The organism is Rhodococcus ruitaii, assembly GCF_055230935.1.
In genome coordinates, this window is record NZ_JBUYWC010000011.1 from 35,395 (window position 1) to 49,285 (window position 13,891).

Sequence of the window (13,891 nt, forward strand, 5' to 3'; positions counted from 1 at the left end):
ACGACAGAAGACTGTGAAGAAATGGCAGAAGTCTGTGAAGAAGTGGCAGAAGCCAACGGGAAGATGGGCACATGACGCGTCGATCGGCCACCTTCGTCCTCGCCCTCCCCGTCCTCCTGACCGCGGGCTGCAGCGACACCGTCGTCGACGAACCCGGTTCGCCTGCGGACGAACTACGCGTCGAGATCGTTGCAGAGCATCCCCACGATCCGGCGGCGTTCACCCAGGGTCTCGAAGTCGACGCCGGTGAACTGTTCGAGAGCACCGGGCGCGAGGGATCATCGTGGGTGTCGGTCCGCCCGCTCGACACACTCACCGAGCGCACCCGGGTGCCGCTCCCCGACGACATGTTCGGCGAGGGCATCACCGTTGCCGACGGGTTGGTGTGGCAACTCACATGGAAAGACGGCGTGGCGTTCGTCCGCGACCGCGACAGTCTCACCGAGCTGCGGCGTGTCGACTACGACGGCGAGGGCTGGGGCCTGTGCGACCAGCCCGACCGCCTGGTGATGAGCGACGGCTCTGCGGACCTGACGTTTCGGGATCGTGGCACGTTCGCGGAACTCGGGCGGGTGACGGTACATCGCGACGGTCGCGCCGTGTCGAATCTCAACGAGCTCGAATGCACCGACGACGGCGCCGTCTACGCGAACGTGTGGACATCCGAAGAGATCGTGCGGATCGACCCCGAGACCGGTCGGGTCAGCGCAGTGATCGACGCGTCTAGCCTGCTCGAGCGATTTTCCGCCGCTGATCGTGACGGTGTCGACGTGCTGAACGGGATCGCCCACATCCCGGGCACGGACCGCTTCCTCGTGACCGGAAAGTTGTGGCCGACACTGTTCGAAGTCCGGTTCGTCCCGTAACCCCGCGACACGAGCGACGCCACACCCGGCCCGACTGCACAACAGGTACGCGGTGGTGAAGAATCGAAGAGTGACCGAACGGGAAGAGCGACCTGCCGACAAGGCGGACGATCGTGCCCCGGGTTCTCGGCATCCGGGGTACAGCAACTATCCGCCGCCGCGGCGCGCCTCTGCGCGCCGCACACCGTTGCCGCCTTTACATCCGACCGACGAATCACACCGCTCGGGTTCGGAAGGCACCGGCGCATCCGCGGCCGCGAAGGACGTCCGGTCGGGTGCCAACAGCCGGTCGAGTGACAACGAGGGCCCCCGCGCACCGCGGATGCCTCGCAAGCTCACTGTGACGCGTGTTGCGGCCTTCCGAAGCCGCGAGCTCACCCACAAGGGCATCGCCACATTCCGTCGCGCCGCGACCGCTGACGGCGCCGACAAATCAGGCCTGACAGCGCTGATGTATGCGACCATGGCGAACTTCGCGGCCGACGCCGCGATGGCGGTCGCACTGGCGAACACACTTTTCTTCTCGGCCGCCACCGGCGAGGACAAAGCCAAGGTCGCGTTGTATCTGCTCATCACGATCGCGCCGTTCGCCGTCATCGCCCCGCTGATCGGTCCGCTCCTGGACCGGCTCCAGCATGGGCGTCGAGTGGCGCTGGCGACGTCGTTCGGGTTGCGGACCGTCCTCGCCGTCATCTTGATCTTCAACTTCGACAGTTGGGCGTTGTATCCGGCAGCACTGGCAATGATGGTGCTCAGCAAATCGTTCGCGGTGCTCAAGTCCGCGGTCACCCCGCGCGTACTGCCACCCGAGATAGACCTGGTACGTGTCAACTCCAGACTCACCGTGTTCGGCCTGGTCGGAGGAACGCTCGGCGCCGGCGCGATCGCCGGCGCGGCGGCGTGGGCGTTCGACTCGGCAGGCGCACTGTGGCTGTGCGCCGCGATCACCGTGCTCGGCGCGTACCTGAGCATGCGGATTCCGGCGTGGGTCGAGGTCACCGAGGGCGAGGTACCCGCGACACTCTCGTACCACGGGTCCGATACCCGCACCGAGGTGCTCGACACCAAGACCCTCGACACCAAGGCCGAGGTGATCTCGTCCAGCGGCAAGAACCGGCAGCCGCTCGGCCGCACGGTCGTCACCGGCCTGTGGGGTAACGGCACCATCCGTGTGCTCACCGGCTTCCTCACCCTGTTCATCGCGTTCGTGGCGAAGAGCGCCACCGAACAATCGCCACTCATGCAGGCCGCGATGCTCGGATTGGTCGGCGCTGCCGCCGCAATCGGCAACTTCGCGGGGAACGCGACCGGCGCACGAATGGCGCTGGGCCGCCCCGCGCTGATCGTGGTGCGATGCGCCGCCGCAGCGGTTGTCGTCGCAGCGATCGTCGCCGCAACGGACAATGTGTTCGCCGCTGCCTTGGCCGCGTTGGTCGCTGCGTGCGCGAGTGCGCTTGCGAAGGTGTCGCTGGACGCGTCGCTGCAGCAGGACCTGCCGGAGGAATCGATCGCGTCCGGTTTCGGCCGGTCGGAAACAGTCCTTCAGCTGAGCTGGGTTCTGGGCGGCGCAATGGGGGTGCTGCTGCCCACCGAGCTGTGGATCGGCTTCTCGGTCGTGACGCTGGTGCTGGTCCTCGGTTTCACCCAGACCCTGCTCACCTACCGTGGGAAGACGTTGCTGCCCGGCTTGGGCGGCAGGAGGCCCGAGCATGCCTCCACCGAAACTGCCGACGAGCGCCGAGTGCGCGAGAGCGGGCAGCCGACACGAAATGGGAGCCGATGAATCTGCAAGCCCGGACGAAGAAGGCGATCGCGTTGATCGCGATAGTCCTGGTGGTGGTCGCTGTGGGGATCGGCGCGGTGGTCTGGAAACTCGTCGACTCGGCCGAGCCCCGGCTGCCCGAGATCACCGCCTACGGAGACGGCAGCTCCGTCACGGTGCCCCCGACGCAGCACTGCAACATCAACCTGGAGAACTGCGTCGAGAATCCCATCACCCAGCTCTCCGTCCGCGCCGGATATCCGCTTCAGTTGTCGCTGCCGCCGGGGATCTCCGATGCACCGTGGCGCCTGATCGCCGTGTACGGCGATCTTCAGACAGGAGAGACGTTCCTCGACGGGATCATGGTCGAGCCGGGACAGCAGCGCGCAGTCACCGTGCCGAGCGATCCGAGTCTGCAGTTGCTCGGCGTGGAGGTCCAACTGCCCTCCGCTGTGGTCGACGAGACGGGCGAGCCGATCGCCCATGCAGTGTGGGCCGTGCAGACATTCTGAGGCGCGCAGCCGGGATGGGCTTACCGACGCACGATGCCGTATCCGTTCGGATGCGGCATTGTGCGCTTGTTCTCCGGTGGTCTGTCTCTCAGTGGTCGAGTTCGCGGGCGATGGCGCGCATGACCTCGGAGATCCGCTGCCCCGCCTTCCGGTCCGGGTAGCGCCCACGGCGCAGGTCGGGTTGGACCGCGGCCTCGAGGAGCTTGATCATGTCCTCGACCATGCCGTGCAGTTCGTCGGGTGAGCGTCGTTCACGCGCCGGCGCCTCACGCCGCCCGGACTGCTGCCGCAGCGATGGCTGCTCGAGCAACGCGACCTTGAGGGCCTGGGGGCCACGACGACCGACTGCCATCCCGAATTCGACGCGCTGGCCTGCTTTGAGGCTCTCGACACCTTCGGGGAGGGCGGACGCGCGGACATAGACGTCCTCGCCTTCGTCCTGGGACAGGAAGCCGAAGCCCTTCTCGACGTCGTACCACTTCACCTTGCCGGTCGGCACCGCGCTCACCTGCTCCTGGACGGCCGTGCCCCGAGGACACGATATGGACATGCAAAACAACGCGCCCCAACCTCATCGAGCGGGACGCGCAGACGAAATTCAGTGTACCCCGAGGCCGATACCGCCCCCGACCGCCGGCGACTACCGTAGGCGCCGTGGGTAACTCTTCTTCCGATTCCGCTCATGCGCCTCGCAAGGGGCTGTTCAACGCCGCGATCGTGTGCTTCGTGGTGGGCATCGTGGCGGTGGTCGCAATATTCCTGACGCCGATCGTCACCGACGGCAAGCCGGGCCTCGTCCTGTTCCTACTCACCCTCGCGTGGCCGCTCGGCTTCGCGCTGGCCATCGCGTTCGCCCTGCAATCGGGCCGACGCGCGAAGGGCGGTAACGGCTCATGAGAGTAATTCTCAACATCATCTGGCTCATCTTCGGCGGCTTGTGGCTTGCACTCGGATACTTCCTCGCCGGCATCATCTGCTGCATCCTCATCATCACGATCCCGTTCGGTATCGCCGCGTTCCGGATCGGCGTCTACGCACTGTGGCCGTTCGGGAAGACGACGGTCGACAAACCGACAGCGGGGGCGGGATCGCTGATCGGGAATGTGATCTGGGTCGTGATCGCCGGCATCTGGCTGGCCCTCGGGCACATCGCGACAGCACTCGCCATGGCCATCACGATCATCGGTATTCCGCTCGCAATCGCGAACCTCAAGATGATCCCGATCTGCCTGATGCCGCTCGGGAAAGACATCGTTCCCGTCGACGCCCGCCCGACATACATGTGACCTTACTCACATAACGAGCTGATAACGGCACGGGCTCGAATCGGGTTTGGCGGCCCACTCGCCCGACTACCAGCGAGTTCGCTGCCGCATCAACCCTGCACAGCTCCGAGACCACGAACGGTCGCGCGTTATCAATTAGTGACACTCGCCCACCCGAACCGTTACCGTCGTCAGCGGTCGGACCACCTGGTCCAACCAACCCGGGCCCGCCGCGCCAAATTCCTGTCCCGCGGAAGTCCGGTTATCCCGACAAACGATCCACGAGGGACAGGAAACGGGGGACCCAACCGGTCTCCCTCGGAAGCACCCGGCCCCCGCCGGACGCTTCCCGGAGGCCCGGCCGGTCGCTCACGCGACAGGCCTTGGGGTGAAGCCGGAACGCTCGCCGAGCGCAACGGCCGGACTACCTCTTCAGTCCGAACCCGACAGCTGACCTCGTAGGCGCGTGCGGAGAGGAACAGAACCGACATGAGCGGACGCCATCGCAAGCCCACCAATACCGGCCGGACCGTCGCGAAATTCGCGCTGACCGGCGCCGTCCTCGGAGTCACAGGTGTCGCATTCAGCGGCACCGCCGCCGCAGCCCCGGACTCCGACTGGGATCGCCTCGCACAGTGTGAGTCCGGTGGCAATTGGGCCATCGCCACCGGCAACGGCTACCACGGCGGCCTGCAGTTCTCGCCGAGCACCTGGAACGCCTACGGCGGCCAGGAGTACGCACCCACCGCCAACCAGGCCAGCCGCGACCAGCAGATCGCTGTCGCAGAGCGTGTCCTCGCAGGCCAGGGCTGGGGCGCATGGCCGTCCTGCTCCTCGAGCCTCGGACTGTCCAGCGCTCCGACACAGCGTGACGCACCCAGCGGCACCACCCAGTCGACACCTTCGCCGGTCACCGAGGATCGTCAGATTCCGCAGCTCCCCGGAGACCCGGCACTGCCCGCCGAGGCCCAGGGCATCGTCGACGGCTTCGAACAGGGCGTCGACGCCCTGCAGTCCGCCGGTATCGCGCTCGACCCGGCCGTGCTCGACGCCGTCCGCGCGGTTCTGCCCCAGTAGGCAGCACGCCACGAACGAACGAAGAACCCCGCACCGCCGATTCGGTGCGGGGTTCTTCGACGTGGGGAGTCCGACAGTCGAGGAAATCTCGATGTCGAGGAACTCAGCGGTTGATGACGGTGCGGGGATGCGTGTACGGAAGCTCGTCCGCCGGGACCGGGAACTCGGCGTCCTCGCCGTACGGGGAGAGCGGACCCGAACGCGTCGACGACAGTTCGGTGACAGCATGGTCGCCGTCTGCCAACTCCGGCCATCCGCGATCAACGTAGAGGTTCTTCGATTTGTCAGCCATGACGCCCATTTTGGCAGGTGAGTTCGTGTTAAGCCATCTCAGGTCTCTAACCTTGACCGGATGACACCCACCATGCCCGCCCCCGACACCGGATCGGACTCGCTCGCCCGGTGGCTGTCCGATCGCCGCGACACCGAACTCGTTGCTCTCCTGCGCGCGAGACCCGATCTGGTGGTGCCCCCGCCCGCGACGATGACCGTGCTCGCGAACCGCGCACGCCAACGCGCGTCGGTGTTCCGCGCAGCGAGCGACTTCACCACAGCCGAGTTCGGGATCATCGAGGCATTGGCCCGGCTCGGGGCCGTCGACGACGGCGTGACGAGGAAAACCCTCGTCGACAACTTGCGGGGACGAATCCCCGCCAAAGCCGTCGATCGGATTCTCGACAGGCTGCGCTCCGTTCTCCTGGTGTGGGACACCCCCGACGGGCTGCGTCTCGTCGCGGCCGCCGTGGAAGCCGTGCCGTGGCGGGTCGGACGCACACCCGAAACGGACGCGTTCACCCGCGAAGAGCTCGACGCGATACTCGCCGAGCTCGATCCCGCGCAACGCAGCATTCTGGACACCCTGGCGCGGACATCGCCGATCGGGCGCACCCGCGACGCCGCACCCGGTTCCGACGAGACCCGTCCCGTCCAGAAGCTCCTGACGTCCGGGTTGCTCACCCGCATCGACGACGAGACCGTCGAACTCCCCCACCGGGTCGGGCAAGCCCTGCGCGGTGAAGCACCGTTCGATCCGGCATCACTGACTTCCCCGAGCTTCACGGCGAACAGCAGAGCCCTCCCAGATACGAACAGCACGGCAGCGGGCGCCGCCCTGGAACTGTTGCGTCGCTGCGAAGACCTGATCACCGCGCTGGGCAGGCAGCCCGCCCCGGCACTGCGTTCCGGCGGCCTGGGGGTCCGCGAACTCCACCGGCTCGCGAAGGCGTTGGATCTCACCGACGAGCACGCCGCCTTGCTCGTCGAGGTGCTCGCGGCGGCGGGACTCATCGCGCGCGGTAACCCCGACCCCGCTCCGCCCGGAGACATCGACGACTATTGGGCTCCCACCACCTCGGCCGACGGATGGCTCACCGCAACCACCGCGCATCGCTGGGCGGTACTCGCCGGTGCGTGGCTCGACGCGCCGCGACGACCGTGGCTGGTCGGACGCCGTGACCAGAACGACAAGCCGATCGCAGCGTTGTCCGACGAAGTGAACTCCCCGACCGCGGCCTACGATCGCAGACTGCTCCTCGAGGTACTCGCCGACCACAGCACGTCCTCTGCTGCCGAAGTGCAGGCCATAGCGGCATGGCGGCGACCGCGGTCGGCCGGCCATTTCGGTCACGAGATGGTCACCGAGACGCTCCGCGAAGCCACTGCACTCGCGCTGGTCGCCCACGACAACCTCGGCTCCCCCGGCAAAGCCCTGCTCCACGGTGGTGACGCCGACGCCGAGATGGCAGACGCACTCCCAGAGCCTGTCGACCACGTCCTCGTCCAGGCCGACCTCACCGTCGTCGCCCCTGGCCCGCTCGTCCCGGAACTGGCCGGGCGGGTCGCACTGGTCGCCGACGTCGAATCGGCCGGCGCCGCCACCGTCTACCGGGTCAGTGAGGGCAGTGTGCGCCGCGCGCTCGACGCGGGCATGGGTGCAGGTGATCTGCACGCCCTGTTCTCAGCCCATTCCCGCACGCCTGTTCCCCAATCACTGACCTACCTGATCGACGACGTGGCGCGGCGACACGGTCGCCTGCGCGCCGGTATCGCGTCGTCGTTCGTGCGCGCCGACGATCCGGCGCTACTCGCGGAGGTGCTTGCGGCACCGGTCGCCGCAACGTTGGCGTTGCGTGCGGTCGCGCCGACGGTGGCCATCTCGCAGGCCCCCCTCGCCGAGGTGCTGTCCTCGCTGCGCGAAGCGGGCTTCGCGCCGGCGGGCGAAGATGCATCGGGTGCGGTCCTGGATCTGCGTCCGCGCGGCGCACGGCTGGTCGTGCCGCGGTCGCGTCCCCGATACGCGGGCCCCCTGCCCCCCAATGACGAACAGCTCGAAACGCTCGTGCGCACCCTGCGTTCCGGCGACCGTGCCGCCTCCGCCCCGGCGAGCACCCCGGTGCGTGGAGACGGTAGCCGCACGGGCGGTGCGGCCACGATGGCGTTGCTGCAGCTGGCTGTACACGCGAAACGCAGCGTGACGCTCGGATACGTCGACGCTCAGGGCACGGCCATCCGGCGCATCGTGGATCCGGTCAGTGTCGCGGGCGGGCAACTCGAAGCATTCGACCCCGCGACCGGCTCGGTCCGCAGTTTCGTGCTCCACCGCGTCTCGTCAGTCGCGCTCGTGGACTGAACCCGTCGCTCGTTGTCACGTGGCAGACGCCGCATACGTCCGCGCGATCTACGCTCAGATCACCCGTAGTGGCGCACTGCACCCTGGACAGCCGCGGACCCAAGATCAGCAGATCGGTGTCCGCACCCGGTACGGGCGGCATACACCTCCTGCGTTGACCGAGTAGTGAGTCGACACCGCTGCAGGACCGATACTGCGGCGGGACCGATACTGCGGCGGGACCGATACTGGTGATGGCCGCATACGGGCCGCGCAGGTAGCGCGCCGTCCTGCTCATCTGGACAATGGAGGAGTTCTACTTTCTCTCACCAGGAGGCTTCGTGGCCGACGGACCGCTGATCGTCCAGTCCGACAAGACCGTGCTGCTCGAGGTCGACCACGAGCAGGCGAACGCGGCCCGGCAGGCCATCGCTCCCTTCGCGGAACTCGAACGCGCACCCGAGCACGTCCACACCTACCGAGTCACGCCGTTGGCGTTGTGGAACGCACGTGCAGCCGGCCACGACGCCGAGCAGGTCGTCGATGCGCTGGTCACCTATTCCCGCTTCGCCGTACCGCAGCCGCTGCTCGTCGACATCGTCGACACCATGGGCCGGTACGGCCGCCTGCAGCTGGTGAAGAACCCCGCTCACGGACTCACGCTCGTCAGCTTCGACAATGCGGTACTGGCCGAGGTGATGCGCAACAAGAAGATCGCGCCCATGCTCGGCGCACGCATCGACGACGACACCGTGATCGTGCATCCCAGCGAACGCGGTCGCCTCAAGCAGATGCTGCTCAAGGTCGGCTGGCCGGCGGAAGACCTCGCAGGGTACGTCGACGGCGAGGCACACAACATCGCCCTCGACTTCGTGACACATCCGTGGCATCTGCGCGACTACCAGGAGATGGCTGCAAGTTCCTTCTGGGACGGCGGTTCGGGTGTCGTCGTACTTCCCTGCGGTGCCGGCAAGACGATGGTGGGTGCAGCCGCGATGGCGAAGGCCGGCGCGACCACCCTGATCCTTGTGACGAATACCGTCGCGGGCCGTCAGTGGAAGCGTGAACTGATCGCCCGCACCTCGCTCACCGAAGAGGAGATCGGCGAGTATTCGGGTGAGAAGAAGGAAATCCGCCCGGTCACCATCGCCACCTATCAGGTGGTCACCCGCAAGACGAAGGGCGAATACCGCCACCTCGAGCTGTTCGACTCCCGAGACTGGGGGTTGATGATCTACGACGAGGTGCATCTGCTTCCGGCACCCGTGTTCCGGATGACGGCCGACCTGCAGTCACGACGTCGTCTCGGCCTCACTGCCACCCTGGTCCGCGAGGACGGACGTGAAGGCGACGTGTTCTCGCTCATCGGCCCCAAGCGGTACGACGCACCGTGGAAAGACATCGAGGCACAGGGCTGGATCGCACCGGCCGACTGTGTGGAGGTGCGCGTGACACTCACCGACGCCGAGCGGATGGCGTACGCCGTGGCCGAACCGGAGGAACGCTACAAACTGTGTTCGACGGCGCGCACCAAGAACGCGGTGGTCAGATCGATCCTCGACCGCCACCCCGACTCCCCCACCCTCGTCATCGGCGCCTACCTCGACCAGCTCGACGAACTCGGTGAGGCTCTCGACGCGCCGGTGATCAAGGGTTCGACGCGCAGCAAGGAACGTGAGGAGCTGTTCGATCGGTTCCGCAACGGCGAACTCCGGGTACTTGTCGTGTCGAAGGTGGCGAATTTCTCGATCGACCTGCCGGAGGCCTCGGTCGCGGTACAGGTGTCGGGCACATTCGGGTCGCGGCAGGAGGAGGCACAGCGCCTCGGTCGGTTGCTGCGGCCGAAGCAGGACGGCGGGCAAGCGCACTTCTACTCGGTGGTGTCCCGCGACACCCTCGACGCCGAGTACGCCGCGCACCGTCAGCGATTCCTGGCCGAGCAGGGCTACGCGTACCGCATCACTGACGCCGACGACCTGCTGGGACCGCAGATCGGCTGATCAGGACCTGTCGAGGCGAACGAGTCGATACTCCTGTTCGGGTCGTCCGGTGCTGCCGTACCTCAGCTCCATCCGCAGGTCCCCTTTCGCGACGAGTGCCGCGAGGTACCGCTGAGCAGTCGCGCGCGACACCCCCGTCGCCATCGCGACCTCACCCGCCGACATCGGGTGCGCGGACTCCTGAAGCGCCTTCATCACAAGCCGTTTGGTGACCGAACGCGCAGGCGGTGCGACGGTACCGGAGGTCGGCAGCACGGGACGCAGCGCCGCGAGTGCCGTATCGATCTCGGTCTGTGTCAGTTCTGCCGACGACGCGATGCGCCGGTACTGCGCATACGCGGCGAGCCTGCGTGCCAGTTCGGTGTTGGAGAACGGTTTGACCAGGTAGACCAGGGCCCCGGACGCCAGCGCCCGCCGCACGGTGGTTCCCTCGCCCGCCGCGCCCAGGACGAAACTGTCACAGTCCAGTTCACGGATCAGATCGACCCCGGAGCCGTCGGGTAGATACACGTCGACGAGTGCGAGGTCGACCGGGGTTTCCCGCGCTGCGTTCCGCGCCGCCGCCACACTGCCCACCGTGTTCACTACCGTGAATCCGGCGACCCCCGACGCCACCTGCGCGTGCAGGTCAGCGACGCGGAAATCATCGTCGACGACGAGCACCGTCAGATCTGATCCGCCCACCGTGTGTCTCCTTCGTCGAGCACTCCGGCGAGGAGCGCGTGGAACACCGCGCCGCCGGTCGGATTGCCCGGGGTTCGACGTCCGCCGCGGTCGACCAGTCGCACGTCTCCTCCGTGGTCGCGTGCGATCTGCCGGGCCAGTGCCAACCCCATCCCACGTCCGCCCGGAACCTCACTGTCGGTATGGGTGGTGACACCTTCCTCGAACACGTCGGAAAGCCCGGCAGCCACACCGTGTCCGGTGTCGGCGACCGTGAGATGCAGATCCGCGCCGTCCTCGACGAGTTCCACCTCCACTTCCGCCGGGTGTCGACCGCTCTCCCTGGCCGCCTCGATCGCATTGTCCAGCAGATTCCCGAGAATGGCCGTGACGTCGACGGGAACGCGTACCGCACCGTGCACCCACGTGTTCTCCCCCAGGACGAGGCGGACCCCGCTCTCGCGAGCATGGGCTGCCTTTGCGGTGAGGAACGCATGTAGATAGGGGTCGGCGAGGGCGTCGACGCCCTCGAGTTGTTGCCCTGAAGGCCCCGACCCGATGATCTGGGCGATGAAGTCGGTGGCCTGCTCGGTACGACCCCGTTGGAGAAGTCCGTTCACCAGGTGGAGTCGGTTGGCGAACTCGTGGCGTTGGGCGCGGAGCGCCGTCGTGAGCGACTGCACCGCCCCGAGTTCACGAGTCAGGTTTTCGATGTCGGTTCGGTCGCGCACCGACATCACAGTGCCCAGGTCCTTCCGGTCGCGCACCACCCGCCTGGCCACGGCGACGACGACCCTGTCCCCGGTCGTTGCAGCGATCGGTGTGGACTGCGCCTCCTCCAGGATGTCCATCAAGCGCGGACTGATCCCGATCGCGTCGACGGGATCTCCGGCTCCCCCGTGCAAATTCAGCAACCGGCGCGCTTCGGAGTTGACCACGGTAACGGTGCCGCTCGTGTCCGTGGCCACCACACCGTCGGAGATGCCGCGAAGCACCACTTCCTGCTCGCGGACGAGTTCGGCCAGCTGATCGGGCTCGAGACCGAGTGTCAGCGTCTTCCATCGATTCGCGAGCAGAATCGACCCGACGGTCCCGAATGCCAAGGCTCCGAGCGCGACGAGCGCCGCGTAACCCAGATCGCTACGCAGATCGGAATGGACACGGTCGGTGGAGATTCCGACGCTCACCTCCCCGACCACACGATCCGAGGCCGGATCCGTCACCGGCACCTTCGCCCGGACGGACTGCCCGAGAGTTCCGGACTCGCTGACCACCACTTCGCGTCCCGCCAGCGCTTCGGCCGGGTCCGTGCTCACTCGCAGTCCGAGCAGTCGTGGGTCGGGATGCGCGAGCCGAAGTCCCATCTCGTCGGTGATCACCACGAACAGTGCTCCGGTCGCGGCCCGTACGGATTCGGCATCGCTCTGCAGTTCCCCTCCGGCGAGTTCCGGGTTGTTCGGGCCGACCACACCGTCGTCGGCCGCCGCCAGCCTGGTCACCTCGCTGCGCACGGTCTCGTCGGTAGCGACAGTCCTCGCAATCGCGAGAGCTCGTTGTCCGTGCTCATCGGTGACTCGGCTCTCCGTGGTCGTGGCGAACACCGCGAACCCGATTCCGAGCGTGACTGCCACCACCGCAGATTGAAACAACAACACCTGCGTGCGGAGCTTCACAGTGTCCTCGGATCCGTCGGCACAAACCCAGTGTGGACTGCGACGTGGCTCAGCCGAACGGAATCTGCCCGATGAGCACTGCGGTCACAAGCATCGCGAGCGACACGAGCACCGCTCGCCACAATACTTTCCTGTGGTGGTCGGCGAGTTGCACACCGGCCAGCGTGACGAGGAGCAGGATGGCGGGGACCAGTGGGCTCTGCATGTGTACGGGTTGCCCGGTGATCGACGCACGCGCCATTTCGACGGGCTCGATTCCGTATTGCGCCGCGGTCTCCGCAAGCACGGGCAGCACCCCGAAGTAGAACGCATCGTTCGTCATGAAGAAGGTCATCGGGATGCTCAGCACGCCCGTGATCACGGCGAGGAACGGCCCCATCGAATCCGGAATCACACCGGTGAGCCACAACGCCATCTCCTCCACCATGCCGGTGCCCTGGAACACGCCGGTCAGGACGGCCGCGGCGAACACCATGGCCACCACCGATACGATGCTCGACGAATGCCGCACGATGGCCGCAGACTGGTCGACGATCCTGGGGAAGTTCACGGCCAGGGCGATGCCGGCGGCAATCATGAACAGGACAGGAATGGGCAGGATGTCCAGGCCCAGCACCACCAGCAGGGCTACGGTGAGGGCCGCGTTGAACGGCAGCAGCCGTGGGCGGAGGGTGGGGCGGTTCGGGTCGAGACCGTCCACGAAGCCGTCCGTGCCGTCTGCCGAGTCGCCTCCGCCCGCCCCGCCGGAACCACCGGAACCACCGGAACCACCCGATCCGACACGCGCCGGGATCCGTTCCGAGGTGAGGACGAGTGTGCCGATCCGTCGCCGCTCCATGAGTCCGAGGTGGAACGAGAAGCCGAGGACGACGATCAAGCCCACTACGAGCGACGGGATCATGGGAACGAACACGTCCGACGGCGACAGTCCCAGCGCACTCGCGGCACGAACGGTCGGTCCTCCCCACGGAATGATGTTCATCGTGGCATTCGCGAGGCCCGCAACCACGGTGAGGACGACGGGGCTCACCTTCAGTTTCAGGTAGAGGGGAAGCATCGCCGACACCGTGATGATGAACGTCGTGGAGCCGTCGCCATCGAGCGACACGACCATCGCGAGTACGGCGGTACCCACGACGAGCCGCGCCGGATCGTCGCGCACCAGCCTGAGGATGAGCCGCACGAGCGGATCGAACAGCCCGACGTCGATCATGATGCCGAAGAAGATGATCGCGAAGAACAGCAGTGCCGCGGTCGGGGCGAGGGATTCGATTCCTCCCACGATCATGTCGCCGATATCGGTTCCGGCACCCGCGATCAGGCCGAACGCGACGGGCACGAGGATCAGGCCGACAACGGGAGTAGCTCGCTTCGACAGCACGAGATACATGAAGACGGCGACCATGAGGAAGCCGAGGCCTACCAGCATCGGGATACCCACTTTCTTGCGATCGGGGCGGGGTGC

13 protein-coding genes and 1 riboswitch are annotated in these 13,891 nt (G+C 66.8%); of the genes, 8 read left to right on the forward strand and 5 right to left on the reverse strand.

Going from position 1 to position 13,891, the window contains the following annotated elements; translation table 11 throughout:
* The first annotated feature begins 71 nt into the window (after positions 1 to 71).
* The 3 genes from ACZI8W_RS15590 (at position 72) to ACZI8W_RS15600 (ending at position 3,140) form a co-directional block, all read left to right on the forward strand.
* Positions 72 to 866 (forward strand): glutaminyl-peptide cyclotransferase, encoded by a 795-nt coding sequence (locus ACZI8W_RS15590; RefSeq protein ID WP_463369408.1) that lies wholly within the window; start codon positions 72 to 74, stop codon positions 864 to 866.
* Positions 867 to 936: 70 nt separating this feature from the next.
* Entirely contained in the window at positions 937 to 2,649 is a 1,713-nt protein-coding gene (locus tag ACZI8W_RS15595) for an MFS transporter (RefSeq protein ID WP_463369409.1), read from the forward strand.
* A complete protein-coding gene (locus tag ACZI8W_RS15600) occupies positions 2,646 to 3,140 on the forward strand; it encodes a DUF2771 domain-containing protein (protein WP_463369410.1) in 495 nt (164 codons plus the stop codon). Before ACZI8W_RS15595 ends, ACZI8W_RS15600 begins: the two co-directional genes overlap by 4 nt.
* A gap of 88 nt (positions 3,141 to 3,228) precedes the next feature.
* On the opposite strand, the gene ACZI8W_RS15605 is transcribed toward ACZI8W_RS15600, so the two are convergent.
* Positions 3,229 to 3,639: a cold-shock protein gene (locus ACZI8W_RS15605; protein ID WP_463369571.1), complete on the reverse strand. Its 411-nt coding sequence runs from the start codon at positions 3,637 to 3,639 to the stop codon at positions 3,229 to 3,231.
* A 155-nt stretch (positions 3,640 to 3,794) separates the two neighbouring features.
* Between ACZI8W_RS15605 and ACZI8W_RS15610 the strand changes: the two genes are divergently transcribed.
* The 3 genes from ACZI8W_RS15610 to ACZI8W_RS15620 all read left to right on the forward strand — a co-directional run bounded on the left by ACZI8W_RS15610 (position 3,795) and on the right by ACZI8W_RS15620 (position 5,482).
* Positions 3,795 to 4,037: a hypothetical protein gene (locus tag ACZI8W_RS15610; protein ID WP_463369411.1), complete on the forward strand. Its 243-nt coding sequence runs from the start codon at positions 3,795 to 3,797 to the stop codon at positions 4,035 to 4,037.
* Complete coding sequence (locus ACZI8W_RS15615) at positions 4,034 to 4,426, forward strand: YccF domain-containing protein (protein ID WP_463369412.1); 393 nt, start codon at positions 4,034 to 4,036, stop codon at positions 4,424 to 4,426. The genes ACZI8W_RS15610 and ACZI8W_RS15615 overlap by 4 nt, the downstream gene beginning before the upstream one ends.
* 218 nt (positions 4,427 to 4,644) lie before the next feature.
* Positions 4,645 to 4,886, forward strand: a riboswitch (cyclic di-AMP (ydaO/yuaA leader).
* Between the two features lie 8 nt (positions 4,887 to 4,894).
* Entirely contained in the window at positions 4,895 to 5,482 is a 588-nt protein-coding gene (locus tag ACZI8W_RS15620; protein ID WP_463369413.1) for a transglycosylase family protein, read from the forward strand.
* A 103-nt stretch (positions 5,483 to 5,585) separates the two neighbouring features.
* Here ACZI8W_RS15620 and ACZI8W_RS15625 read toward each other — a convergent pair whose 3' ends face one another.
* A complete protein-coding gene (locus ACZI8W_RS15625) occupies positions 5,586 to 5,774 on the reverse strand; it encodes a hypothetical protein (RefSeq protein ID WP_463369414.1) in 189 nt (62 codons plus the stop codon).
* Between the two features lie 60 nt (positions 5,775 to 5,834).
* Here ACZI8W_RS15625 and ACZI8W_RS15630 point away from each other — a divergent pair, with 60 nt between their 5' ends.
* Positions 5,835 to 8,111 carry a helicase-associated domain-containing protein gene (locus ACZI8W_RS15630; RefSeq protein WP_463369415.1) on the forward strand — a complete coding sequence of 759 codons (2,277 nt, stop codon included), beginning with the start codon at positions 5,835 to 5,837 and terminating at the stop codon, positions 8,109 to 8,111.
* Positions 8,112 to 8,431: 320 nt separating this feature from the next.
* Positions 8,432 to 10,090, forward strand: a complete 1,659-nt coding sequence (locus tag ACZI8W_RS15635) for a DNA repair helicase XPB (RefSeq protein ID WP_463369416.1) — start codon at positions 8,432 to 8,434, stop codon at positions 10,088 to 10,090.
* Here the strand turns inward: ACZI8W_RS15635 and ACZI8W_RS15640 are convergent, their stop codons facing one another.
* Genes ACZI8W_RS15640 through ACZI8W_RS15650 form a run of 3 tightly spaced genes read right to left on the reverse strand, consistent with a single transcriptional unit; the run spans position 10,091 to position 13,855 of the window.
* A complete protein-coding gene (locus ACZI8W_RS15640; protein WP_463369417.1) occupies positions 10,091 to 10,774 on the reverse strand; it encodes a response regulator in 684 nt (227 codons plus the stop codon).
* The gene (locus tag ACZI8W_RS15645; protein WP_463369418.1) at positions 10,756 to 12,426 is read right to left on the reverse strand and encodes an ATP-binding protein; all 1,671 of its coding nucleotides are present in this window, start codon (positions 12,424 to 12,426) and stop codon (positions 10,756 to 10,758) included. Before ACZI8W_RS15645 ends, ACZI8W_RS15640 begins: the two co-directional genes overlap by 19 nt.
* Before the next feature lie 49 nt (positions 12,427 to 12,475).
* The gene (locus ACZI8W_RS15650) at positions 12,476 to 13,855 is read right to left on the reverse strand and encodes a CitMHS family transporter (protein ID WP_463369572.1); all 1,380 of its coding nucleotides are present in this window, start codon (positions 13,853 to 13,855) and stop codon (positions 12,476 to 12,478) included.
* Between the last annotated feature and the right edge of the window lie 36 nt (positions 13,856 to 13,891).